The 24,649-nt window shown below is 37.3% G+C and carries 20 protein-coding genes; 17 read left to right on the top strand and 3 right to left on the bottom strand.

What is annotated here, in order from left to right; translation table 11 throughout:
• Nucleotides 1–289: 289 nt before the first annotated feature.
• The 12 genes from ACFX4R_RS09235 (at nucleotide 290) to lrgB (ending at nucleotide 11,859) form a co-directional block, all read left to right on the top strand.
• The gene (locus ACFX4R_RS09235; RefSeq protein ID WP_013081802.1) at nucleotides 290–628 is read left to right on the top strand and encodes a YflT domain-containing protein; all 339 of its coding nucleotides are present in this window, start codon (nucleotides 290–292) and stop codon (nucleotides 626–628) included.
• Nucleotides 629–910: 282 nt separating this feature from the next.
• Nucleotides 911–1,633 (top strand): MBL fold metallo-hydrolase, encoded by a 723-nt coding sequence (locus ACFX4R_RS09230; protein WP_165575549.1) that lies wholly within the window; start codon nucleotides 911–913, stop codon nucleotides 1,631–1,633.
• Between the two features lie 4 nt (nucleotides 1,634–1,637).
• Nucleotides 1,638–2,216, top strand: coding sequence for a TetR/AcrR family transcriptional regulator (locus ACFX4R_RS09225; protein ID WP_043980404.1), 579 nt, complete (start codon nucleotides 1,638–1,640; stop codon nucleotides 2,214–2,216).
• 260 nt (nucleotides 2,217–2,476) lie between these two features.
• Nucleotides 2,477–4,426 (top strand): BglG family transcription antiterminator, encoded by a 1,950-nt coding sequence (locus ACFX4R_RS09220; protein ID WP_097824295.1) that lies wholly within the window; start codon nucleotides 2,477–2,479, stop codon nucleotides 4,424–4,426.
• Nucleotides 4,427–4,587: 161 nt separating this feature from the next.
• On the top strand, nucleotides 4,588–4,893 hold the full coding sequence (locus ACFX4R_RS09215; protein WP_013055477.1) for a PTS sugar transporter subunit IIB: 306 nt from the start codon (nucleotides 4,588–4,590) through the stop codon (nucleotides 4,891–4,893).
• A 13-nt stretch (nucleotides 4,894–4,906) separates the two neighbouring features.
• A complete protein-coding gene (celB, locus tag ACFX4R_RS09210) occupies nucleotides 4,907–6,265 on the top strand; it encodes a PTS cellobiose transporter subunit IIC (protein ID WP_013055478.1) in 1,359 nt (452 codons plus the stop codon).
• A 13-nt stretch (nucleotides 6,266–6,278) separates the two neighbouring features.
• The gene (locus tag ACFX4R_RS09205) at nucleotides 6,279–6,608 is read left to right on the top strand and encodes a PTS lactose/cellobiose transporter subunit IIA (RefSeq protein ID WP_025749845.1); all 330 of its coding nucleotides are present in this window, start codon (nucleotides 6,279–6,281) and stop codon (nucleotides 6,606–6,608) included.
• Nucleotides 6,605–7,933 carry a 6-phospho-beta-glucosidase gene (locus tag ACFX4R_RS09200; RefSeq protein WP_043980400.1) on the top strand — a complete coding sequence of 443 codons (1,329 nt, stop codon included), beginning with the start codon at nucleotides 6,605–6,607 and terminating at the stop codon, nucleotides 7,931–7,933. Before ACFX4R_RS09205 ends, ACFX4R_RS09200 begins: the two co-directional genes overlap by 4 nt.
• A gap of 121 nt (nucleotides 7,934–8,054) precedes the next feature.
• Nucleotides 8,055–9,806 (top strand): sensor histidine kinase, encoded by a 1,752-nt coding sequence (locus tag ACFX4R_RS09195; RefSeq protein ID WP_043980398.1) that lies wholly within the window; start codon nucleotides 8,055–8,057, stop codon nucleotides 9,804–9,806.
• Nucleotide 9,807: 1 nt separating this feature from the next.
• Nucleotides 9,808–10,548 (top strand): LytR/AlgR family response regulator transcription factor, encoded by a 741-nt coding sequence (locus tag ACFX4R_RS09190; protein ID WP_043980396.1) that lies wholly within the window; start codon nucleotides 9,808–9,810, stop codon nucleotides 10,546–10,548.
• Nucleotides 10,549–10,710: 162 nt separating this feature from the next.
• The gene (lrgA, locus tag ACFX4R_RS09185) at nucleotides 10,711–11,145 is read left to right on the top strand and encodes an antiholin-like murein hydrolase modulator LrgA (protein WP_034654275.1); all 435 of its coding nucleotides are present in this window, start codon (nucleotides 10,711–10,713) and stop codon (nucleotides 11,143–11,145) included.
• A 33-nt stretch (nucleotides 11,146–11,178) separates the two neighbouring features.
• A complete protein-coding gene (gene lrgB / locus ACFX4R_RS09180; RefSeq protein WP_025749840.1) occupies nucleotides 11,179–11,859 on the top strand; it encodes an antiholin-like protein LrgB in 681 nt (226 codons plus the stop codon).
• Nucleotides 11,860–11,914: 55 nt separating this feature from the next.
• Here lrgB and ACFX4R_RS09175 read toward each other — a convergent pair whose 3' ends face one another.
• Nucleotides 11,915–12,349: a hypothetical protein gene (locus tag ACFX4R_RS09175; protein ID WP_016763097.1), complete on the bottom strand. Its 435-nt coding sequence runs from the start codon at nucleotides 12,347–12,349 to the stop codon at nucleotides 11,915–11,917.
• Between the two features lie 337 nt (nucleotides 12,350–12,686).
• Between ACFX4R_RS09175 and nirB the strand changes: the two genes are divergently transcribed.
• Nucleotides 12,687–15,032: a nitrite reductase large subunit NirB gene (nirB, locus tag ACFX4R_RS09170; protein ID WP_377569400.1), complete on the top strand. Its 2,346-nt coding sequence runs from the start codon at nucleotides 12,687–12,689 to the stop codon at nucleotides 15,030–15,032.
• Between the two features lie 19 nt (nucleotides 15,033–15,051).
• Complete coding sequence (nasC, locus tag ACFX4R_RS09165) at nucleotides 15,052–17,202, top strand: assimilatory nitrate reductase catalytic subunit NasC (RefSeq protein WP_377569398.1); 2,151 nt, start codon at nucleotides 15,052–15,054, stop codon at nucleotides 17,200–17,202.
• 49 nt (nucleotides 17,203–17,251) lie between these two features.
• Here the strand turns inward: nasC and ACFX4R_RS09160 are convergent, their stop codons facing one another.
• Nucleotides 17,252–18,433: an MFS transporter gene (locus ACFX4R_RS09160; RefSeq protein WP_097824290.1), complete on the bottom strand. Its 1,182-nt coding sequence runs from the start codon at nucleotides 18,431–18,433 to the stop codon at nucleotides 17,252–17,254.
• Between the two features lie 369 nt (nucleotides 18,434–18,802).
• Here ACFX4R_RS09160 and speE point away from each other — a divergent pair, with 369 nt between their 5' ends.
• Nucleotides 18,803–19,690, top strand: a complete 888-nt coding sequence (gene speE, locus ACFX4R_RS09155) for a polyamine aminopropyltransferase (protein WP_043980383.1) — start codon at nucleotides 18,803–18,805, stop codon at nucleotides 19,688–19,690.
• A gap of 3 nt (nucleotides 19,691–19,693) precedes the next feature.
• Here the strand turns inward: speE and ACFX4R_RS09150 are convergent, their stop codons facing one another.
• Nucleotides 19,694–20,368: a hypothetical protein gene (locus tag ACFX4R_RS09150; protein WP_043980381.1), complete on the bottom strand. Its 675-nt coding sequence runs from the start codon at nucleotides 20,366–20,368 to the stop codon at nucleotides 19,694–19,696.
• A gap of 245 nt (nucleotides 20,369–20,613) precedes the next feature.
• On the opposite strand from ACFX4R_RS09150, the gene ACFX4R_RS09145 reads away from it, so the two are divergent.
• Nucleotides 20,614–23,235 carry a putative amidoligase domain-containing protein gene (locus tag ACFX4R_RS09145; protein WP_377569396.1) on the top strand — a complete coding sequence of 874 codons (2,622 nt, stop codon included), beginning with the start codon at nucleotides 20,614–20,616 and terminating at the stop codon, nucleotides 23,233–23,235.
• The gene (locus ACFX4R_RS09140; RefSeq protein WP_377569394.1) at nucleotides 23,232–24,641 is read left to right on the top strand and encodes a Mur ligase family protein; all 1,410 of its coding nucleotides are present in this window, start codon (nucleotides 23,232–23,234) and stop codon (nucleotides 24,639–24,641) included. Before ACFX4R_RS09145 ends, ACFX4R_RS09140 begins: the two co-directional genes overlap by 4 nt.
• Nucleotides 24,642–24,649: the final 8 nt, after the last annotated feature.

Raw genomic sequence — 24,649 nt, 5'->3', positions numbered from 1 at the left:
TTACTCTGACACAGATATTCATTATGCGTATAAAGTACCTGATTAGCGTCTTTTTCCTTTTTAATAATAAGCAATGTAGCTGAAAATAAACTGAATGATTGTTTCAAATAAGTTAATCAAAAGAGGTATACATTCTATTAAAGGATAATGTGGAGTGATATTCAAACTCTCTGCAAAGCTCTAAATGCGGGTTTTCCTTTCTGAAAACGGGTATATATAGTAGTAAGAAGTTTATTCTTTTGTTAAGTATAAAAGAAAGATGTGCGATAGAAACAGGAGGTTATAAATAATGAAACATGTTGAAGTAGTAGAAAAAGGAGCAAACATTAACGAAGCAGTTAATCAATTTGCAGACAAAGGTTTTGAGAAAGATGAAGTATACGTGTTTACGTATGACAAGGAAAATTCTAAAAATTTAACAGAAGTAACGGACACAAATATTATTCGACTGTCTGAAGAAGGTCCTTTACATTCAGCAGCGAGTTTATTTTTAACCAGAGAAGATGAGCTTCGAACAAAAATGGCTTCACTAGGCTTATCAAAAGACGAAACAAAAAAATATGAAGAAGAGTTAAAGAAAGGCAGTGCGATTGTAGTGGCTGCTACAGGAGAAAGAAAAGACGTTTAAGTTTAATAGAGGCTATGAAAAAAGTAGTTTAGTTAAAGGAAGATCCGAACGCTTTTGATTCTTGATAGAGAATCAAAAGCGTTCGGATTTTTTTGTGGGGACGGTATAACAAGTGATCTATACGAGCTTCTTTATCCCATTTGTTCGTCTTTAGATTTAATTGATTTCGTTATGTCTCACACTTTTTTGTTTTTTCCAATATATGATTGATAAAACTAATGGTATTAGTTAAAATTAAAACTAATACCATTAGTTTTAATTTTGATAATAGGGGATGAGGAAATGAGAATAGTTCGTGAGAAAATGTTGTATCAACTGACGTTTTTGCCTCGCTTTTTTCCAGTGAATTGTTATTTAGTCGAAGAGAAAGACAGTCTTACATTAATTGATGCGGCTCTTCCATACAGCGCGTCGGGTATTTTGAAAGCTGCAGATCAAATTGGAAAACCGATTACTCGAATTGTTTTTACACATACTCATGAAGATCACATCGGAGCGATTGATCATTTGAAAAAAAGGTTACCGAATGCTTCTGTTTATATGTCGCAAAGAGATTATCGATTATTTTCAGGAGATTTCACACTCGATTCTGAAGAACCTCAAAACCCAATCCGTGGAGGAATACCAAAACTAGGAAAGGTTTCAACTAAAATTGATCATTTCATCGAAGAAGATTCTTATATAGGCTCACTTGCTCCTATTTTTACACCTGGACATACACCTGGATCTATGTCTTTTTTAGACCAGAGAACGAACGCATTAATTGCCGGAGATTCGTTCCAAGTGCGAGGAGGAATTGCGGTATCAGGTCAGTTAAAACCGCTGTTTCCGTTTCCTGCCTTTGGAACGTGGAGCAAAGAGCTAGCGCTTAAAAGTGCAGAAAAGCTACATGAGCTAAACCCGTCACTTCTTGCTGTTGGACACGGAAGAATTCTTTCTCAGCCGCTAAAATTGATGGAAAAAGCAATACAACAAGCGAAAGTAAAAATAGAAAAAAGGAGATGAAGGGATGTCGCCACGACAAGGACTAGATTTCAAAAAGGTGATTCAAACAGGTGAAAATTTGGCCAATCGGGAAGGGTTTTATGCTGTTACAATTGCTTCATTAGCAAAAGAATTAAATGTTCGTCCACCGTCTTTATATAACCATATAAAAGGATTAGAAGAGCTGCGCAAAGAACTGGCTTTAAGTGGACTGCAGCAGCTATATCATCTTTTAAAAAGTACTGTTGAACATGCTTCCGCAGAAGACGCTGTTTATCATCTAAGTAAAGCGTACGTTTCATTTGTAAGAAAGTCTCCGGGAATATACGAAGCAACGGCAACGGTAGCACCAAGGATAAAGGATGAAGAAGTACAAAAAGCATCTGATAACATTTTGTTTTTAGTGCTGGATGTGTTGAAACCGTATCAGCTTCCGGAAAATGAAGCCCTTCATGCTGTTAGAAGTCTTCGCAGCATTTTACATGGGTTTTCTTCTTTGGAGCATAAAGGGGGATTTGGAATGTCATTAAGCACTGATGAGACTCTAGACTTTTTAATCCGTACGTTTGCATTGGGCCTACACCGGTATAAACAGACCACATAAATTTCATTAAAGCCACTAAGCCTAATGCTTTAGTTGAAATTGAAAAAAAAGAGAAAGAATGATAGATTACAAATAAAGACATTTATTCCTATTGTTTTAGGGTTGTTACTGACGAAGCAGGCAAAACCTAAGCTGCAAGGACAGAAAAGATAGTTTCTGTTTGTTGCTGTTTAGGTATTTTTTGTTTTTGTTTAAAATAACCAGCCCTTTTTCATTTGTTTTATAAGGGAGAAATCTTCTGAGAATGGAGAGAAGCAAACATGCTTAATTCAAGAATGATCGTCATATTAAGAGAACTAATGTCCGTACAGTCTACATTATCAACCGTTACGAGTGAATATTTAGCAACAGTAAATCAAGTATCTTCTCGAACTATTCGAACGGATATAAAACAGCTAGATGACATTTTGTCTCAGTACGGAGCTAAAATTAAATCAGCTCGTGGGACAGGATATGAACTTAGCGTTTTAGATGAAAAACAGTTCCATCACCTATTAAAAGAACTTTCGGCTAATCAATTATTTGATGCAACTTCTATTCCAACCGTTCCTGATGACCGCGTGCATTATTTAATCAAAAGATTGCTGCTAGCAGACGAATATTTGAAGCTCGAAGATTTAGCAGACGAGTTGTATATTAGCAAGTCAACGGTTCAAAACGATTTAAGAGATGTTAAAAAACAGCTGTGTAAGTATGATATTCTTTTAGAAAAACGTCCTAACTATGGCTTGAAAGCTAAAGGGGACGAAATGAAAATGAGATTCTGTATGTCTGAGTACATATTCAACCGAAAAGATAAAGAAATAGATATGGTATACAATAAAATATCTATTCTGCCCCAAGAATCAATCTTAACGATTAAAGCCCACATTTTAAATCAAATAAAACGATACAATATTATGGTTTCAGACATTGGATTAAATAATTTAATCATTCATTTAGCTATAGCTTGTAAGCGAATACAAGAAGAAAATTTTATTTCTTTGTATTCAGAAGATCTGCTTGAGATTATGGAACATAAAGAATATGAAGTGGCAGCTGAAATTGTGCGGGAGATTGAAAATGCATTCAAGATTCGTTTTCCGAAGTCAGAAACGGCATATATCGCCATTCATTTGTTAGGTACAAAAATGCTCAACAATAGCAATCATGAAGAAAAAGAAGTAAAGCAGTTTATTGACACAAATATCTATGAATTAACAGCAGCTATATTAGAAGCAATTGAAAAAGAGCTTCATTTAGGAATTAGTGAAGATTCAGAGCTGATCCTTGGCATGAGCTTGCATTTGAAACCGGCTATCAATCGCTATAAATATGGAATGAATCTGCGAAACCCGATGCTTGAAGGAATTAAGAGTCATTATCCTCTGGCTTTTGAAGCTGGGATTATAGCTGGGAAGGTTTTGAAAAATCGCCTTGAAATCGACATGCATGAAACGGAAATTGGCTATTTAGCTTTACATATTGGAGGGGCCATTGAACGTCGGAAAATTATCAATCAGCCTAAGCGCTGTTTGATTGTATGCGCATCGGGAGTAGGGAGTGCCAAGCTATTATCATATAAGCTGCAGGCTACTTTTGGATTAAATCTGACTATTTTAGGAACAACGCAGTATTATAAGCTTCACCAAATGTCGCTGCACTCTTTAGATTTTATTGTTAGTACCATTCCAATTCCAGATCATCTTCCTGTTCCTGTAGTACAAGTAAGTACGATTCTAGGAAACAGTGATTTTAAAAAAATTGATTGTTTAATGAAGAACAAACAGCAGCCTTCCTTAGAATACACAAAAAAAGAATTAGTATATTTACAGCAAGAATTTCAAACGAGAGAAGAAGTGCTTCATTTTTTAGGAGAGAAATTAACTCATCTAGGACTAGTTCCTTCTCAATTTATAGAATCTGTTTTTGAAAGAGAAGCTGCATCACCAACAAGTTTTGGCAATCTCGTTGCGATTCCTCATCCTATGGTTCCTCAAACGGATACGACGTTTTGGGCCATTTGCACGTTAAAAAAACCGATTATGTGGGAAGGAAACCTCGTACAATTTATTTGCCTTTTAAGTGTAAAAGCGAATAATCAAGGCGATTTGCAAAAGATGTACAGTTTGTTAGTCCGCGTTGTGGATGATAAGCAGGTCGTGCAGCGCTTAGTAAAGTGCAAGGATTATGAGGAATTTATAGAGGTGTTTATGAAAAATATTAGATAAAAAAAGAAGTCTAAGAGAGGGGCTTCTTTTTTTATCTGAATGTTCAAACATAATTTTTCCGCTAGTAACGGAAAAAGGTTGTGTATAAATGTAAGCGCTTTTATTTTAAGATGAAACTATCAACAAAACAGATAGCAAAATAAAAAACGGGGGAATGACAAATGAATATTCTATTATGTTGTGCAGCTGGAATGTCTACAAGTTTACTAGTAACAAAAATGGAAAAAAGCGCTCAGGAGCAAAGCACGGAGTATAAAATTTGGGCGGTTCCTGGTGACTCTGTTCGCAACCATATTGATCAAGCGGATGTACTTTTATTAGGACCTCAAGTGCGTTACCTATTGCCGCAGCTTAAGAAGCTAGGTGAAGAAAAAGGAGTGCCAGTTGACGTTATAAATCCTGTTCACTACGGAACGTGTAATGGAGAACAAGTGTTAAAATTTGCAGTTCAACTAGTTTCAAAATAGGAGTGTGGACTACATGAGCAAATTTAATAGTATGCTTGAAAGCAAAGTAATGCCTATCGCTGGAAAAATGGCGGGTCAACGCCATTTACAAGCACTTCGAGACGGTATTGTTCTGACAATGCCGCTCATTATTATCGGTTCAGTATTTTTAATACTGTCGAATTTACCGATACCAGGTTATAACGACTTTATGGCAGGGATTTTCGGAAAAGAATGGGCAACGAAAATGGCCTATCCAGTTGGAGCTACATTCGATATTATGGCGCTGCTTGCTTGTTTCGGAATAGCCTATCGGTTAGCTGAAAAATACGGAGTAGATGCTTTGTCCGCAGGGGCTATTTCACTTGCTGCTTTTTTACTTGCTACTCCGTATAAAGTGTCCTTTCTCCCAAGTGGAGCCAAAGAAGCTATTTTAGTAGACGGCGGAATTCCAACCGCTTTAATGGGAAGTAAAGGACTCTTTGTGGCAATGATTGTCGCGATTCTCTCTACGGAAATTTACAGATGGTTTATTCAAAAAGACATTATCATCAAGATGCCTGATGGAGTTCCTCCCGCTGTTGGAAAATCGTTTGCTGCTCTTATTCCTGGCTTTACGGTAATAGCATTTATTTGGATTTTACGTTTGTTAGTAGAACAAACGCATTTTGGAAGTCTGCATAATATCGTTGGAGAATTGCTTGGAAAGCCTTTAGGTGTGTTAGGCGGCAGTTTAGGCGGTACGCTAGTTGCCGAACTTGTTATTATGCTCATGTGGTCATGTGGACTTCATGGAGCGAATATTGTCGGTGGAATTATGGCTCCCATTTGGTATGGAGCTATGGATGAAAACCGAATTGCATTTGCTAATCATGAAGCATTACCAAATATTTTCACACAGCAGTTCTTTGATATTTGGATTAATATCGGAGGCAGCGGAGCAACGTTAGCTCTAGTTGTAGCTATGATTTTAAAAGCACGCAGTCAACAAATGAAGCAGCTTGGTAAGTTAGGAATAGGACCAGCTCTTTTTAACATCAATGAGCCAATCATCTTTGGACTTCCGATGGTGATGAATCCAATGATGCTTATTCCGTTTATTATTACCCCTCTTGTGACGGTAGTAGCAACCTATATTGCGATGTCGACAGGACTGGTAGCAAAACCAGCAGGTATTGCGGTTCCTTGGACTATGCCTCCGATTATTTCTGGCTATTTGGCAACAGGAGGGAAATTATCGGGTGCAGTTATGCAAGCTATTAATATCGGAATCTCTGTTTGCATTTATTATCCTTTCTTTAGAATGTGGGATAAACAAAAATTCACTGAAGAAAATGGTATACAGCCTGCAGCTGAAGGGGTACCAAGTGATACAAAGAAAGATATTGTGTGAGGAGGGATAAAGGATGGAAGGCATTCAAGAATATATTTTTAAATTAATCTTACACGGTGGAAACGGCAGAAGTTCAGCAATGGAAGCGATAGCAGCTGCCAAAAGCGGAAATTTTTCGGAAGCACGTGAAAAGCTTACACAAGCTGCAGAAGAATTAAATGCTGCTCATCATATCCAAACGTCGTTAATTCAAGGTGAAATTAGAGGGGAAAGCACAGAAATTTCTCTGCTCATGATTCATGCTCAAGATCATTTAATGAATGCGATGACGGTAAAAGAAATGGCTACTGAATTTGTAGATTTATATGAAGCAATCAAAATTTCCGGGGGGATTACACTATGAAAAAAGGTATTAAGATTGTAACGATTGGCGGAGGTTCAAGCTATACGCCTGAACTAATAGAAGGATTTATTAAACGATACGATGAACTTCCAGTTCGAGAACTGTGGCTAGTAGACGTTGAAGAAGGAAAAGAAAAGCTAGAGATTGTTGGTAATTTGGCAAAACGAATGGTGAAAAAATCAGGTTTGCCAATTAATGTTCATTTAACGTTAGATCGAAGAGAAGCACTAAAAGATGCGGATTTCGTAACGACTCAATTCCGAGTTGGTTTGTTAGATGCACGAGCGAAAGATGAAAGAATACCGCTAAAATACGGGGTGCTTGGTCAAGAAACAAATGGACCGGGCGGATTATTTAAAGGACTTCGCACGATTCCCGTTATTTTAGATATCTGCCGTGACATTGAAGAGTTATGTCCAGAAGCTTGGCTGATTAACTTCACAAATCCTGCAGGCATGGTAACAGAAGCTGTGCTCCGCTATAGTAACATTAAAAAGATTGTAGGACTTTGTAATGTACCAATCGGAATGGAAATGGGGATTGCTAAGCTGCTTGATGTAGATCACTCTCGCATTCGAATTGATTTTGCTGGTTTAAATCACATGGTCTATGGATTAGATGTATATGTAGATGGTGTAAGCGTTAAAGATCAAGTTATTGATTTATTGAGTGATCCAACTAACAGCAGCTTTGTGAAAAATGTAGCGGGACTTGGATGGGAGCCAGAATTTACAAAAGCCCTAAATGCGTTAACGTGTCCATATCACATGTACTATTATAAAACGCGTGAAATGGTAGAAAAAGAGCTCGTTAATTATGAAAAAGGTGAAACGAGAGCAGAAGTCGTAAAACAGTTGGAAAAAGAGCTGTTCGAACTGTATGAAGATCCTAATCTAGACATTAAACCGCCTCAATTAGAACAGCGCGGCGGAGCCTATTATAGTGATGCAGCCGTTCGATTGATTACATCCATTTACACGGATAAAGGTGATATTCAGCCCGTAAATACTATCAATAATGGTGCCATAGCAAGTATTCCTGCTGATTCTGCCGTAGAAGTAAGCTGTATCATTACAAAAGATGGACCGAAGCCAATTTCAGTCGGCGACCTTCCTGTACCTGTGCGAGGTCTTGTTCAAACAATTAAGTCATTTGAGCGTATTGCAGCTGAAGCAGCAGTGACCGGAGATTATGATAAAGCTATTTTAGCATTAACCATTAATCCTCTTGTGGCTTCTGATAAACTAGCTAAGCAAATTGTAGACGAGATGCTAGAAGCTCATAAAGATTACTTGCCTCAATTTTTTAAAACGGTTCAAGCTTAAAATCAAGCTGTGCGAATACAGTACGTATTCGCACAGCTTTTTTTCTATTTGTAAAGCTAGATTTCTGCCACCATCAATGTAACAATATAAAGTAGAAACGGACAGCAAAGGGTGGCTAGAAATGATTCATTTATTAATTATGATGGTAGAACGAGTCGGAGTTATTGTCATCTTAGGTTTTTTGCTGGCACATACAAAAGTTTTTCGGCAATTTCTCCGCAAACAGCAAGGATATAAAGGAAAAGCTGTACTTATTTTTATTTTTTCTCTTTTTAGCATTATTAGTAACTACACGGGAATTGAGATTCAAGGAACAATTATTCGAAATGAAGACTTATTATTAAAAGTAGATCCATCAAGCTCGATTGCAAATACACGAATTATGGGTGTGGAAATGGGCGGTCTGCTTGGCGGTCCATTTGTTGGTTTAGGAGTAGGAATACTTGCTGGCGTTCATCGCTTTATGTTAGGAGGGAGTACGGCGTTTAGCTGTGCAGTTTCATCCGTTTTAGCAGGGGTGTTAACTGGATATATCGGCTATGCCTACCGGAAAAAACATCGAACGATTACACCGCGCTTTGCTGCACTTGTAGGCATAGCGATGGAAACGCTTCAGATGCTGATTATTTTATTATTTGCTAAACCGTTTGATTCGGCATGGACGCTAGTGAGTATTATTGCTATTCCAATGATTATTGTAAATGGCACGGGAAGCTATATTTTCTTATCTATTATTCAGTCCATTTTACGGCAAGAGGAACAAATGAGAGCGCTTCAGACACACAAAGTATTATTAATTGCGGATCAAACTCTTCCACATTTTCGTCAGGGTCTTACTAGTGAATCATGTGAAAATGTTGCAAATATTATTCATCGCTTCACAGGTACGGATGCTGTTTCGCTAACTGATACGCACAAAATTTTAGCTCATGTAGGGGAAGGAATTGATCATCACGTTCCTTCGCATAGTTTAATTACCGGGCTGTCTCACGAAGTGCTGAAGACAGGAAAAATTATGAAAGCAAAATCGAGAGAACAAATTGATTGTCAGCATAAAGACTGCCCGCTTCATGCCGCTATTGTGATGCCGCTTACTTCTCACGGTACTACCATTGGAACACTAAAAATGTACTTTAAAGATGCGAGCGGGTTAAGCCGAGTGGAGGAAGAGCTGGCAGAAGGATTAGCTAAACTTTTTTCAACTCAGCTAGAGCTCGGCGAAGCAGAGCTTCGAAGTAAATTGCTAAAAGATGCGGAGATTAAAGCTTTACAGGCTCAGGTGAATCCTCATTTTTTATTTAATGCTATTAATACGATATCGGCGCTGTGCAGACAGGACGTAGAAAAAGCCAGAAAGCTGCTTTTGCAGCTAAGCATTTATTTTCGTTCCAATTTGCAAGGTGCAAGGCAGCTGTTGATTCCGTTATCAAAAGAGCTTGATCATGTTCACGCGTACTTATCGCTGGAACAAGCCAGGTTCCCTAATAAATACGAAATTGACATGTATATTGAAGAAGGGCTAGATGATGTCTTGCTTCCACCATTTATTCTTCAAGTGCTTGTGGAAAATGCCATTCGGCACGCCTTTCCGCGTAAACAAAAGCACTGTCGCGTAGAAGTTCATATTGAGACAAAAGATAAATATGTATACGTAAAGGTAAAAGACAATGGACAAGGTATAGACACAAAACGATTGCAAAAGCTTGGCAATCAGCCCGTTTTTTCAGAAAAAGGAACGGGGACGGCTCTTTACAATATTAAACAACGTTTGCACGGATTATTTGGAAAAGAAACAACGCTGGAGTTTGACATAACAGAAGGAACAGCGGTTTCGTTTGTTATACCAATTGAATTAAAAAGCGAGGGTGTATAATATGCTGCGAGTACTAATAGTAGATGATGAAATGTTAGCGCGAGATGAATTAAAATATTTATTACATCGAACGAAAGAAGTAGACTTCATTGAAGAAGCTGAAAGTATCGAAGAGGCGTTGGATAAAATGATGGATGAAAAGCCGGATTTATTATTTTTAGATATACAACTGTCAGATGACAGCGGTTTTGATATTGCTAAAAGGCTTAAAAAAATGAAAAATCCGCCAGCTATTATATTTGCAACCGCGTACGATCAGTACGCTTTACAAGCCTTTGAAGTAGATGCAATTGATTACATTTTGAAGCCTTTTGACGAAGAAAGAGTGGTGCAGGCCATTCATAAATATAAAAAAATGCGTGTTCCTCATTCCGCTGTGAAAGAAGAAGAATCGATAGGAGAGTCTTCTTCTCAAACTGGAAAGTTAGCGATTTCTGTAGACGATTCGATTGTGTTGGTGAATATAAAGGACATCTTGTTTGTAGGGTTAATAGAAGGAGAAGTCACCATTCAGACTATAACAGAGTCCTACCATACTGCTGATACGCTTGCTATGCTAGAAAAAAAGCTCCCTTCTCAGTCGTTTAGTCGTGTGCACAGGGGATATATCGTCAACGTAGATCATATTTCCGAAGTACAGCCTTGGTTTAATTCTACGTATAATTTAGTAATGAAAAACGATGAGCGAGTTCCTGTCAGCCGTACATATGCTAAAGAATTAAAGAAACGTTTAGGAATTTAAGAAAAAAACAGCTTGCGTATGCATTTTGGCAAGCTGTTTTTTGCATTTCAAGGCTCGATTTTTGTAAGTGAGCACAAATATTTGACTCTTTGATTTGAAAACGCTTTCCTATTGATTTTCATTTTATATAATGAAGTCAACAAACAGAGAGAGGTGAAAGAAATGAGTGCTAAAAAAGTGTATGGCTTCTTAACACAAGCATTTATTTTTTCCGTAATTATGTTGATTTCAGATTTTATTGCAGAGCATTTGCCTTTTCCAATGCCTGCTTCAGTCATTGGACTTGTGCTGTTATTTCTTGCACTCTGCTTGAAGATTATTAAACTAGAGCAAGTTGAATCACTGGGAACGGCTTTAACTTCTTTGATCGGATTTTTATTTGTACCAGCAGGTATTTCTGTTATGAATTCATTAGGTATTATGCAGCAGTACGGCATTCAAATTTGTTTAGTTATCATCGTGGCAACGATTATTTTGTTAGGCGTTACAGGCTTATTTTCACAGCTTATACTTGGCATGACAAAAGATAATAAAGCAAAAGAAGAAATAAAAGATGTAGATATGAGTGAAAAAACGAAAAAACAAGGTATTGCTTAACATCAATTATAAAGAGACAAGGTGGTTGGAAAGATGAATCCGTATTTTGGAATCGTGGTTTCTTTAGCTGCGTACGGCATTGGAACGTATTTATTTAAAAAGTCAAAAGGTTTTTTCTTATTTACTCCTTTATTTGTGGCAATGGTACTAGGAATTGCTTTTTTGAAAATTGGTCATTTTTCTTATGAGGAATATAGCAGCGGCGGGAAGATTATCAGCTTCTTTTTAGAACCGGCAACAATTGCTTTTGCCATCCCTTTATATAAGCAAGCCGATAAATTAAAAAAGTACTGGTGGCAAATTCTTTCTTCTATTGCAGTAGGGTCAGTTTGTTCGGTAGCGATTATTTTTGCGATTGCTAAAGGTATTCATATGGATGAAGTTGTGATGAAATCAATGCTTCCACAAGCAGCTACAACAGCGATTGCGCTGCCATTGTCTCAAGATATTGGAGGGATTCCTGCTATTACTTCCTTTGCTGTTATTTTTAATGCAGTCATCGTATATGCGCTGGGCGCTTTATTTTTAAAAATATTCAAGGTGAAGAATCCAATTTCAAAAGGATTAGCTCTTGGAACTTCTGGACATGCGCTGGGAGTAGCCGTAGGGATTGAAATGGGAGAAGTAGAGGCAGCCATGGCGAGTATTGCAGTTGTTATTGTAGGCGTCGTCACAGTTGCCGTTATTCCACTTTTTGTTCAGCTAGTCATGTAACAAAAGCCTGAAGGAGTCAGAGATTTTCTGACTCCTTCATGCTTTTGTTTGTTAATTAATACACCACTCCAAAATGTCGTGATGCGCAGTTTTGACAGGTTGTATGGTCAAAAAGACTCTCAGGAATGATAAATTCAAAACAAAATTGACATTGTTTGAATTGACTTTGTCTATAAAACATTGTCTCTAAGAAAATAGCTGTAATATGTTCAGTTATGTGCTTATGGGAACGTTGTTCTAAAGTGGACCATGGAATAGACTGATGCTCTATGTAAATCGGACAGGAAGTATAGGGTGTATCCCATTGAATGGCTTGATATCCAAACGTAAGGCCATGATGAGCTGCTGATGTAAATATGATTAGATTTTGATGGAATTCTGGCAGAGGTAATTCTAGTTTTTGATCTTTAAGCGATCTCGTTTTGGAATGAAGGTTATACAATTTAATTTGAAAATGAATCCACTGAGTGGCGTGAACGGTTATTGACATGTTTTAAACCTCCAATTCAGACTCTTTCTTTTATCATAATTGATTTCAAAATAAATAAATAGTAGGCAAAAAGAAGATAACAAAATTTTATATAGATTACTTATAAGGCGTAGGGAAAGGTGATATAAGCATAGCATCCTTTTTTCTACCCCTTTTTAAAGCATATTAATCTTCTATATAAAAGCTTGCTTTCAACGAATGGTATCGGCGTATTCATACGCTTTAAACAGATTTTAATGTTAGAAGTTATAACAAGGTTCATTTCTTTTAGAGAAGTTTATGGAATAATAAAAACTGTATATTTTACGGTCTGAATCTATGTGTTGGAGGTTTTTATATGACGAAACAAAAGCTGATATTAATCGGAAATGGAATGGCAGGAATGCGCTGTATTGAAGAAATTCTTATTCATTCTCCAGATGGTTTTGATATTACTGTTTTTGGAAGTGAGCCTCACGTTAACTATAATCGAATTTTATTATCAACCGTTTTACAAGGCAGTACAAAGCTTGAAGATATCAATATTCATCCTTTGGCATGGTATAAGGAAAATAATATCACTTTATTTAAAGGAGAAAGCGTTACGCACATAGACACTAAGAGAAAAATAATAAAAACAGATAAAAACAGAGAGACGATGTACGACAAGCTTATTCTTGCTACTGGCTCGAGCCCGTATATGCTCCCCGTTAAAGGGTCTGACAAAGAAGGTGTCCTCGGTTTTCGTACCATCGAAGACTGTCAGGAAATGATTAAAATTTCTAAACAATATAAAAAAGCAGCGGTTATTGGAGGGGGTCTGTTAGGGCTGGAAGCTGCTAGGGGACTATTAAATTTGGGAATGGATGTTCAAGTCATTCATCATTCGGGTTTCTTAATGGAGCGACAGTTAGACAGAGCAGCATCTGCTATGTTAAGAGAAGAATTGGAAAAGCAAGGCATGAGTTTTCTATTAAACAAGCATACGGATGAGATTATAGGGGAAAATCGAGCAGAAGGCGTCCGATTTAACGATAGCAGCAAAATTGCAGCTGATTTAGTTGTAATGGCTACAGGAGTGAGGCCAAATGTTAATCTAGCTAAAAAAAGCGGAATAGAAACAAATAGAGCAATCATCGTAAATGATTATTTAGAAACGAGCATCCCGGATATCTATGCAGTAGGTGAATGCGCGGAACATCGAGGGATGACATACGGCCTTGTTGCTCCTCTTTACGAACAAGGAAAAGTCTTAGCGCGACATCTTTGCCAAATAAAAAACGATGGTTATCGCGGGTCCGTTCTTTCCACTCAATTAAAAATATCAGGAATAGACGTTTACTCAGTCGGAGAGTTCAAGGAAAATCAAGGTGCAAAAGCCATTACGATTTTGAATATGTTAGATGGTATATACAAAAAAGTCGTTTTTCGCGAGGGGAAAATAGTGGGAGCTGTTCTTTTTGGAGATACCAGTGAGGCTATAAAGCTATCACAAATGATTAATGAAAAAAAGGATTTGTCGCAAGCGGAAAAAGTACAATTATTTCCTTCTCAACATGAAAAAGAAAATGCAGTAGCTTCTATGCCACTTACAGATATGGTATGCAACTGTAATGGTGTAACAAAGGGAGCCATTATTGAAGCAGTACAGAAAAATGATTTAACGACAGTAGATGAAATAAAAAATTGCACGAAAGCTTCTGGTTCATGCGGAGGATGCAAACCCCTTGTAACAGATCTTTTAACATATATTCAAAGCGATGAGTTTGATGAAATCATTGAACAAAAAACCTTTTGTACATGTACACATTTATCAGAAGATGAGCTGGTAAGAGAAATGCAGCAATATCAATTTGAGACGGTTCAGCAAGTAAGAGAAATATTAAAGTTTAAAGACATGAAAGGCTGTTCGTTATGTGAAGGCGGTCTTCATTACTATTTAGATATGATGCATCCTCATTATGAAAACAATCGACATTCTTTATTTACTACGGAGAATGAACAGGCCGTTTTGCTTCACGATGGGACTTATGCAGTGGTACCGCAAATTCACGGTGGTCTGACAAATGTACAGGAATTAAGGAACATAGCAAATGTAGCTGAAAGGTACAACATCTCTAATATTCGTTTAACAAGTGATCAGCGCATTCAACTTATTGGAGTGAAAAAAGAATATCTTCCGTTGATAAGTGAGGAAATAGATAGAGGACTTCAGCAGCTATATGAACGTACAGTTAAAAATGTATCTGTTTATATAGGAAAAGGAACGTGTATTTGTCAGCATGAACCTGCTCTTGCTTTATCAAATGAATTAGATAAACAGCTTGAATATGTAAAGACCCCATGTGATATCAAAATCAGTATTGCTTCGTGTTCTCACATTGCAGAGAATGTAACAACAAGTGATATAGGATTAAGCAGAATAGACAGAGGATGGGAAATATATGTCGGCGGAAGCAGCGCAGAAGACAGAAGCGGGGAGCTGTTTTATGTGGCCGAAACGAACGAAGAAGCAGTAGAAATCAGCTGTTCTTTGATTCAATATTACCGTGAAACAGGAAACTATTTAGAAACTGTCGGGAGCTGGATCGAACGAGTAGGAATTGTTCATGTCAGAGAAGTTTTGTTTGAGATAGACAATCGAGAGTATTTAATGAAGCAGCTCAGTTCAGAGCGCTCTCGTGCAATCACATATTTATTATAGGAAAGAAGGGTGACCTACGATGACTGAGATGCTATTGAAATATTTTCGTGAGCAGCAAAAGCAAGTTGAAACCGAGCATATCTATAATACTCAGTGTCCTTACTGCAGCATGCAGTGCAAAATGCAGTTAGTTGAACAAACACATGTAAAAAGGAAAACGTATAAAACAATTGGAACAGACAACCCTACTTCTCAAGGAAGGTTATGTATCAAAGGAATGAATGCGCATCAGCATCCTTTGCATAAAGATCGGATTCAATATCCTTTATTAAAAGTAAACGGAGAGTTTGTAAAGATTTCTTGGAAAGAAGCTCTTCACTATATTAAAGAAAACGTTACAGAGATTCAAGAGAAGAATGGAGCAGATGCGCTAGGTGTTTATGGAAGTGCCTCTATTACAAATGAAGAAGCTTATTTATTAGGGAAATTTGCTCGAGTTGCGTTAAAAACAAAGTATATTGATTACAATGGACGCTTATGTATGTCGGCTGCTGCTTCTGCTGCTAGTAAAACATTTGGCATGGACAGAGGATTTACGAATAGCTTGCAAGAGATTCCGTTTACTGAATGTATTATGTTAGCTGGAACAAATATTGCGGAATGTCAGCCAACGATTATGCCTTATTTTGAGAAAGCAAAAGAAAATGGAGCATTTATTATTGCAATTGATCCAAGAGAAACCGCTACAACTAAAATAGCTGATTTACACTTGAAACTTAAGCCGGGAAGCGACGCGGCATTAGCCAATGGAATCTTGAAGGTCCTTATCGAAGAAAATTATCTAGATGAACGATTTCTACAAGAACGTGTAAATGGATTTGAAGAAGTAATTCAATATGTGGCGTCTCTAGAATTTAATATCATTGAAGAAATAACGGGAGTGCCACTTGAAGAGATGTACCAAGCTGCCCGTATGTTTGGTCAAAGAAAAACGGGAATGATTTTTACTGCTAGAGGGGTAGAGCAGCAAACAGACGGAAGTGCTGCGGTGCGGAATTTTTTAAATATTCTACTTTCTGTTGGGAAAATTGGTAAACCTCGCTGCGGATATGGGGCCATTACCGGTCAAGGAAATGGGCAAGGAGCCCGGGAGCATGGTCAAAAAGCGGATCAGCTTCCAGGCTACCGTTCAATCGAAAATCGTGAGCACCGGATGTATATAGCGGATGTGTGGAACATAGAGGAGAAAGACCTTCCTAGAAAAGGTGTTTCTGCATATGAGATGATTGAAAAAATTCATGACGGTGAAATTAAAGGGTTGTTTTTGATGTGTTCAAATCCAACAGTTTCAAATCCAAACGCTAATTTTGTTAAGAAGGCTTTTGAAAAGCTTGATTTTCTAGTAGTAGCAGATATGTTTGAATCAGAAACAGCAAAATTAGCAAACTTGATCTTACCAGCATCTTCCTACTTGGAAGATGAAGGAACCATGACAAATGTAGAGGGAAGAGTTACATTACGCGAAGCTAGCTTTCCATGCCGCGGCGAAATCAAACACGACTGGGAAATACTGTGTGAAATTGCTAAAGTTTTAGGGAAAGAGGAACATTTTTCGTTTGCATCAGCTGAAGAAATATTTAATGAACTGCGAATAGCAAGTAAAGGAGGGATCGCGGATTACTCTGGTATTACGTACGAACGATTACGAGAGGAAAAAGGAATTTTATGGCCATGCAGAAGCTTAACAGATAAAGGAACCGAGCGCCTGTTTGAAACGCGTTTTGCTCATAGTGATGGAAAAGCGATGATGGTCGCTGTCTCGAATCAAGCTATTGTACCTAAAGCAAAAATAACGGAAAAATACCCTCTCTATTTAACAACGGGGAGAGTGATGTCGCACTATTTAACGGGTGTACAAACGCGAAAAAGTGCGTCTTTATCTGCTAGAAATTTCGAATCTTTTATGGAAATCCACCCTTCAACAGCGAAAAAATATGAAATTTCGAATCAAGAATTAGTACAAATTGAATCTTCATATGGAAGGATTGTGGTAAGAAGCAAATTTTCAGAGGGCATTCGGCCAGATACCGTATTTGTTCCCTTTCACTGGGCGGATTCTCAAAATGTTAATAACCTTGTTTCTGAGAAATTAGATCCCTCCTGTAAGATGCCGGGGTTTAAAGTAAGTGCTGTGAAGATTAGCCCTTCTGTAAAAAGAAGCAGCTATTAAAAATGCTGATGCAAAAAGCCTCTTGAAAAAAGAGGCTTTTTGCATGGAATCAGGCAAGGTGCTTTTGGTTAATACGTACATTTTGGTTTTTGAATCCAGAATAATTTAGTAAGAGACAGAATAGGGCAAAAAGCGCTAGTAAGGAAAAACCGACAACATAGTCTCCGCTTGTATCTTTTATAAAGCCTAGCACAATAGGGGGAAAGAAGCCGCCTACTCCTCCGAATGCTCCTACGATTCCGGTAACAGCTCCAATATTTCCTGTTGAAACAGATGGAACCATTTTAAAAACAGCTCCATTTCCGATACCAAGAGTAATGGCTGCAAGTAAACAACCTACGCTAAATAGGGAGAAGGCAGTGATGGTAAATGCAATAAATAACCCTATTAGTAGCATTCCGGTAAAGACGAAGGTGAGTACTTTTTTTGCTCCGAAGACATCCGATAAATATCCTCCAAGAGGCCGTACAAACGTTGCTAGTACGACAAATACAGCTGTTTTCAGCCCACTGTCTACAGTTGAAGCATTAAATTGATCATGCAAAATGGTAGGAAGATAGATGCTGAACGTTACAAATCCACCAAATGTTAAAAAATAGAAAACGGATAAAAACCACGTTTCTTTAAATTTTAATACCGATAAAGATTCCTGCAGCGTTTTGGGGGAAGCAGCAGAAGGGTGGTCTGAAGTTCCTATCCATAATAAAAGAGCCATTAAGGCTACCGCAATTGCTAAACTCCAAAATACCCAAGGCAAGCCAAAAGAAGAAAAGATAAGTGGAATACTAAAGCTTGCTACCGCCGATCCTAAGTTGCCCATCCCGGCAATTCCCAAAATAAAACCTTGCTTTTGAGGTGAATACCATTTAGAGACATATGTAATGGAAATAGCAAATGTTGTTCCAGCCATGCCGATAAAAAATGCCCAAAAGAGCAGCATAGAATAAGAATGAGTAAAGCCTGCACAAATAGTAGGGAGTAAAAGAGCCAGCATAGTCAAAGAATAGACTTTTCTTCCCCCGAAGCGATCTGTTAAAATCCCCATCGGAATTCGCATGAGGGAACCTAATAAGACGGGAGTGGCAATTAAGATACTTTTTTCAGCATTGGTTAATGAATACATTACTTGAATATCTGCAGCGATAGGTGCGAAGACAGACCATACTGAAAAAGCAATAATCATAGATAAAGTCGAGATGAGAAGTACAGATAAGGGCCGTTTAGAAAACATTACTTAAAAACCTCCTTTTTTTTATCCAGCGTAAAGCTGTTGCAATATGGTAATTATGATACTACGCTTTCTTTCTTATGTATCATTCTGTGTTAGGTTTTCTTCCGTACTTTTACTGAAGAACGGACCCAGATAAAAGTGGAGAGATAACTTAGACTTACACTCTATCTAAGTGCTGATGAAGAAACGGTTAAAAAGCTTTGAAAGAACAGTAAGTAGAAATATTGTCGAAAGAATGGAAGGAAAATTGAAATTAGAAGAGATTAATAGAGTAAGCATCTATAAATTTGTGCTATCGAATTATAGCGAAATAAAAAATAATTCATATTTTATATAGAACACAAATTTTTGAAATAGAAGGTGGAAAAAGTGACAGAAAAGCATCCTCTTTCAGGTTATAAAAAGGATGATAATGGGGTTCTCTGGATATGGAGTTACGTTGGACAGGCTAGAGTGAAAATGGGGTATAAAGTAAAAAGTCTGCTTCACTATGAGCAATCTTCCTATCAACAAATCAGTATTGTGGATACAAAATGGTATGGAAAAATGTTGGTGCTAGATGGTACTCCACAAATTTCAACAGGAGAAGGGTTTATTTATAATGAAATGATTAGCCATGTGCCAATTATAACGCATTCAAATCCCAAAAAAGTTGCGATGATTGGCGGAGGAGACTGTGGTCCTGCACGGGAGGCCATGAAGTATGCCGGAATTCAACAAATTGATGTAGTCGAAATCGATCCAAAAGTTACAGAAATCTGCCGCACATGGCTAACTCCGGCTTCTTGTTATGATGGTGAAACGAGGCTCAATATGATACATCGCGATGGAATAGATTGGATTCAAGAACAAAAGGGAGTTTATGATGTTCTCATAATTGATCGGCCTGATCCTGTTGGACCGGGAAAAAAACTATTTCAACCTGATTTTTATCAATATGTCTACAACAGTCTTAAGGATGACGGCGTGGTTGTTTTTCAATCGGGATCTCCTTACTACAATACTTCTACATTACAAGGCACAATTAAAAATTTAAAGGAGCTATTTCCAATTGTCCGCACATATTTAGTGACGATACCTCTTTTCCCTTGCGGCATTTGGAGTTTTACGATTGCTTCTAAAAAAATGGATCCTCTTCAGGCCGATTTGACGAAGCTACAGCATACAGATACTCAATATATTGATCCTGAAATTTTCCATGCATCATTTGTTTTACCTAAATATATAAAAGAAATAGTAGACGGAAAAGATTCCTAAAAACTAAGTAGCGACGAATGTTTGTTGAAAGTCATCAATAATCTCGGAAAATATCTTTGTTATAGTAGTTCTGTGTTTGCTGCGCAGAGTCCGGGATAATTCAATTTGAAACGTATTAAAATTATGACTGTAACCTAGATAGCCGCTATTGTCACCTTGTCTGTGAAAGGCAATTGATTCGTTTCCAACAAATTTATTATCAAATATTACATGGATTTTCGGGAACGAATCTTCAGATTTTTTAGTCAGCGCCTGTTGAAACCAATCTTTAACTTCCTTTGAGCAGGATTGTCCATATAAAGTCCCCACTTCGATTGCATGAGGCCCATAATGTGTATCCTTCATTCCATGAAAAGATAAATGCAAATAGGGTGTTAAAAGGCAATTATTATCATCTACTATCTTCAAAGATTTAACAATTTCTTGGATTGTTCTTCTATATTCATGTATCCCCTCATGGTTTGTTTTATTTAGGTTTCTATTTAAATCTGCTATGGTTCTGGAAACCGTACTAACGATTCCTGCACATCCTGTTTTCTTGACTAAATTTTCTACAACTTTATCCGTAAATAAATCAGCAGCAGGTGGTTCTGCATGAAGTGCATCCACATGACAGCTTATAAAACCAGTTCCTTTGTTGTATTTTAAGTAGTTTCCATGAATGAATTTTAATGTCATTGACTATTTCTCCTTTTATATCGTTTGAAATCTATCCTTTCTATAATAAATGCAGTAAAAATAAAATCGGTGAATTATTACACGTGTTAAATACATACATAAAAAGTTTTTAGAGATGGTGGAAATAAATAGATAAATGTACAGGATTATTTTGTCTAGTTACATACTATATGAGTAGCTGATTATTGTTATAGGGCATTAAAGTAGCAAAATACGATAGAAAGTTCTAATTAGGAGGCTTTAAAATGGATCCAATGAGAGAAGAGTTAGGGATATTATCTGATAAAGAAATGACGCTGCAAACTCTTAATCTGAATAATATACCGTCTGTTGAATTAGTTGACCCCAAAACCTGTTCATATCCAGTGATAGGGAGGAAGTATGGTCACCATAGCGGAAGAGATATTGTTATCGTAAATACAAAGGACCAAGCAATATATGAAGGGTATGATTATTTTACGAAAATATATGCAATAGACAAAGAATATTGTCTAGAAGTAGAAGGACTGAGCGTAAAAACAGTACAAGTAGTGACCAGTGAACATGTTGTATTTAATGAAATACCCATTCGAACACAAGCCTTCGGCTGGAAATTAGAACAGGTACACGGCATGGATGTACCGGAAATGCTGATGAACGTAGCCATTCGAGCGCTCTACGTAACGGGAGCTAAAAGCGGCTTTGTCAAAATGGGGTTATTAGAAAATGGAGAGTGCATCGTCACAGATATTAACTCATCAGAAAGTGAATGGATAGAAAATCCATTAAACCCTAGTGTTCCTTTTAGCATGGGTGCTGACGTTGAGTTTATGTTAAGTTGTGACGGAGAGCTTCTACCAGCTTCTACTTTTTTTTCTGTTGAAGGTCCGGTAGGCTGTGATGAAAGACAAATAGAGCAAGATAGCGGTGAGTATGCATTAGTAGAAGTTAGGCCTGAAAAAGCGAATTCATCAACAGAACTATTTGAGAACATCCAAAAGTTAATAGAAAAAGCATCTGCACAGGCACCATATGAAAATATTCATTTTCGGGCAGGCAGCATGCCGTTTTCAGGGTATCAATGTGGAGGACATATTCATTTTGGCATTCCGCTTTCTTTATCTTTATTAAGAGCCCTTGACCACTACCTTGCTATTCCAATAGCGCTGATAGAAGAATCTAAGACCGCTAAACTCAGACGGAAAACGAACCATGGAGGTCTTGGACGCTATCGTGAGAAACCGTATGGATTTGAGTATTTAACTTTAAGCTCTTGGATTATCGACCCTAGAATTACTCTCTCCACTTTAGCTCTTGCTCAGCTAGTTGCTACCCATCATCATGAATTAAAAAGCGAATTTTTATTTCATCCACTTACGCAACGTGCTTACTATCAAGGGAATAAAATCTTTCTTAAACGAATGTGGAAAGATATCAAGGCCAATCTTATGAAAACATCCAGCTATCCACATTATCAAAATGAACTATCTTTTCTATTTGAAATGATAGAAAAAGAAATTCCTTGTGATGAATCAAATGATATTCGGCGGAATTGGAATGTAAAGATTTCTAAAGAAATCTATGACCGCGGACATATTATTCAAATCCCCAAAAAGCTCCGTTTAAAATACGGCCTCAAAGAGGGGCAGTCTACGATTGTTAGTGCAGGAAAGGCAATATCAACTGCAACTGTTCATTCTTATCCTTTTTCATTTCGCCATCCAAATATGGTTCAACTCTCTAAATCTCTCCGTGATAAACTATCTCTCCCGAAAGATTGGTGCCCCAAGCTATCAGCTTCAGAAGGCATCATAACTTTAGGTCCTATCATTGGCATTCTTGCTAACCGTCCTTTTGAAAGACAAACAACCTATTTCCATCATCTATGTCGCTTAGCAACTGAAAAGCGAATGCTTGTATATGTGTTTGAACCCGAAGATATTGATTGGGAGAAAAAATTGGTTAAAGGAACAACTATTAACGGTGAAGGGCTTTATCCTTTTCCTGCTGTTATTTATGACCGTTATTTCATAGATGGCAGAAAGAATATTTTAATAGATGAAGTAAGGGCAAAACTTCAGGCGGTTTATAAAATTCCTTTTGTTAATTCTTCAAATTTGTTTCAGCTCACGGGAGATAAGTGGGCAACATATGAACTTCTTATGAAAGAATATGAAGAATTTCTTCCAGAGTCACGTCTGGTACAAAATTCTGGTGATATTGCAGAAATGCTTGATAACTACGGAGAAGTCTATTTAAAACCGCTTAGCGGAGCCTTAAGTAAAGGAGTCATGCGTATCGTTCGCCGACCAACAGGCATCTTTTGGTTTGATCTTAATAAAAAAGAGCTGCATCAATTCAGTAATATGGAAGAATTATTTACTTTGCTCTCTCCTTTGATGAAAAACAATCCTTATCTTGTTCAGGAAGGAATTCGCAGAAAACAGCATAAAGATAAAAATTTAGAAATACGGGTTTATATGCAAAAAAATGAAAAGCAAATTTGGCTTCGAACGGGTATGGTTGCGCGTCTCACCGGTGAAGATGTGCTAACGGAAGATTCTGAAACGAATATGCGCCTCAGTAAAATATTAAACAGTTTATATCCTGATCCAACAGACAGAAGGCTCATTATAAACCAATTAGCTAAAGTATCTAAAAATATTGTTGCAACAGTAGAGGAGAAAGTGGGTCCTTTTGGGGAGCTGGCGGTAGATTTATGTATAGATCAGTACGGTTCCATAAAGTTACTTGAAATAAATGCAAAACCAGATAGTCTATTCTCACAAATTAGAGCCTACAAGCTGCGTACTTTGGCGGGGATTCGTCTGCTTAATTATGCGTCTTCACTGGCTGGTTACGAAGAAGAAAAGGAGGATTTAACATGAAGCACTTCACATTAAATGAAATCCTTAAACAAACGGGAGGAGACCTTTGTTATGGATCAGGAAATCCTGTTATTAAACATGCTATAAACTACGCTAAAAAGGATATAGAGGATCATACACTCATCTTTCATTTAGATAGAGAACCGATTAGAGGGAAGTATTGGAAAGAAAATCATTCAATTGTCGTTATAACAGATCACCCTGAGCTGTGCACGAACTTAGAGGGAAATATTATTCTTGTTAAAACAGCTCAATTAGAAGAGGCTTATTGGAAATTTATTGAATACTACCGAGGGCTCTTTGATCTTCCTGTTATTGGTGTTACAGGGACTTGTGGGAAAACGACCACGAAAGAGATGATCCGACAAATATTAATTGAAGATTATAAAGTGAAAGCTACGTGGATGAGTATGAATTCTATGTCTGTAAATCTACGTTATTTAACAGGTATTGATGATACGACAGAAGTAGCTGTTTTTGAAATGCCAGTCGCTTATCCGGGCTATTTAAAAGTTGCGTGTCACTACTTTCAGCCACAAATACGAATTCTATTAAATATAGGCGTACACCATCTCGCTGATTGTGAAACACCTGAAGAATATATGAAAGCAAAAGCCGAAATTGTAGAAGGTTTAGATCCAAATAGAGGCATTTTGATTTTAAACGCAGATGATGAAAATATTAAGAGAGTGCTTGATGTTAGTCATCTGCAAAATGTTGTATATATAGGTAAAAATGATAGTTCCCAATTTCAAGCAAAGAATATTAAATATGCCAAGGGAGGAATGGCTTTCACTTTAAAGCACCAAGACAAAGAGTACGATGCCTTTATCCCTGGATATGGTGAACATAATGTGTATAATGCACTGGCCGCCATTGCTGCAGTATTTTATGTGGGCGTTGATATTTCCGTTGCCATACAAAGACTTAGCTTATTTGAACAAGTAGAAGAACATTTGGAATTTAAAAGAGGAATAAATGAATGTACGGTAATTAATGATACATGGAACTCTTCACCTTTATCGATGACTACAGCTCTCGGAGTTCTTAGTGATATGTCAAAAGAGAAACAATCTATTGCTTTATTAGGTTACATGCCTCAGCTAGGAGAAGGACCTTATGCAATTAAACAATATGAAGATATGGGAAAAAAAGCAGCGGAATCAAAGATTGATATTTTAGTGGTAGTAGAAGAAGAAGCAAAAGCTATTGGGACAGGAGCTTTAAAATGTGGAATGGACCCTAATAAAGTCTATTTTTGCAAGACTGGTGATGAAGTATACAATGTGCTAGCGCCATATTTAAATGAAAATACAATAATTTTATTAAAAGTAACGCATCGTGTTATGACAAAACCTACTTTTAAAGAATTAAGAAATAAACTTATTCCAGCCAACGAAGAGTAAAAGGAGGA

Origin of the sequence: Priestia sp. YIM B13490 (genome assembly GCF_042787735.1) — a bacterium.
Lineage (GTDB): Bacteria > Bacillota > Bacilli > Bacillales > Bacillaceae_H > Priestia > Priestia megaterium.
This window is presented reverse-complemented; position numbering and strand designations above follow the sequence as displayed.

Bases quoted from the DNA above. Each gene is read 5' to 3' on its own strand.
- ACFX4R_RS09235 (WP_013081802.1), top strand. From the start codon at position 290: ATGAAACATGTTGAAGTAGTAGAAAAAGGAGCAAACATTAACGAAGCA.
- ACFX4R_RS09230 (WP_165575549.1), top strand. From the start codon at position 911: ATGAGAATAGTTCGTGAGAAAATGTTGTATCAACTGACGTTTTTGCCT.
- ACFX4R_RS09225 (WP_043980404.1), top strand. From the start codon at position 1,638: ATGTCGCCACGACAAGGACTAGATTTCAAAAAGGTGATTCAAACAGGT.
- ACFX4R_RS09220 (WP_097824295.1), top strand. From the start codon at position 2,477: ATGCTTAATTCAAGAATGATCGTCATATTAAGAGAACTAATGTCCGTA.
- ACFX4R_RS09215 (WP_013055477.1), top strand. From the start codon at position 4,588: ATGAATATTCTATTATGTTGTGCAGCTGGAATGTCTACAAGTTTACTA.
- celB (WP_013055478.1), top strand. From the start codon at position 4,907: ATGAGCAAATTTAATAGTATGCTTGAAAGCAAAGTAATGCCTATCGCT.
- ACFX4R_RS09205 (WP_025749845.1), top strand. From the start codon at position 6,279: ATGGAAGGCATTCAAGAATATATTTTTAAATTAATCTTACACGGTGGA.
- ACFX4R_RS09200 (WP_043980400.1), top strand. From the start codon at position 6,605: ATGAAAAAAGGTATTAAGATTGTAACGATTGGCGGAGGTTCAAGCTAT.
- ACFX4R_RS09195 (WP_043980398.1), top strand. From the start codon at position 8,055: ATGATTCATTTATTAATTATGATGGTAGAACGAGTCGGAGTTATTGTC.
- ACFX4R_RS09190 (WP_043980396.1), top strand. From the start codon at position 9,808: ATGCTGCGAGTACTAATAGTAGATGATGAAATGTTAGCGCGAGATGAA.
- lrgA (WP_034654275.1), top strand. From the start codon at position 10,711: ATGAGTGCTAAAAAAGTGTATGGCTTCTTAACACAAGCATTTATTTTT.
- lrgB (WP_025749840.1), top strand. From the start codon at position 11,179: ATGAATCCGTATTTTGGAATCGTGGTTTCTTTAGCTGCGTACGGCATT.
- ACFX4R_RS09175 (WP_016763097.1), bottom strand. From the start codon at position 12,349: ATGTCAATAACCGTTCACGCCACTCAGTGGATTCATTTTCAAATTAAA.
- nirB (WP_377569400.1), top strand. From the start codon at position 12,687: ATGACGAAACAAAAGCTGATATTAATCGGAAATGGAATGGCAGGAATG.
- nasC (WP_377569398.1), top strand. From the start codon at position 15,052: ATGACTGAGATGCTATTGAAATATTTTCGTGAGCAGCAAAAGCAAGTT.
- ACFX4R_RS09160 (WP_097824290.1), bottom strand. From the start codon at position 18,433: ATGTTTTCTAAACGGCCCTTATCTGTACTTCTCATCTCGACTTTATCT.
- ACFX4R_RS09150 (WP_043980381.1), bottom strand. From the start codon at position 20,368: ATGACATTAAAATTCATTCATGGAAACTACTTAAAATACAACAAAGGA.
- ACFX4R_RS09145 (WP_377569396.1), top strand. From the start codon at position 20,614: ATGGATCCAATGAGAGAAGAGTTAGGGATATTATCTGATAAAGAAATG.
- ACFX4R_RS09140 (WP_377569394.1), top strand. From the start codon at position 23,232: ATGAAGCACTTCACATTAAATGAAATCCTTAAACAAACGGGAGGAGAC.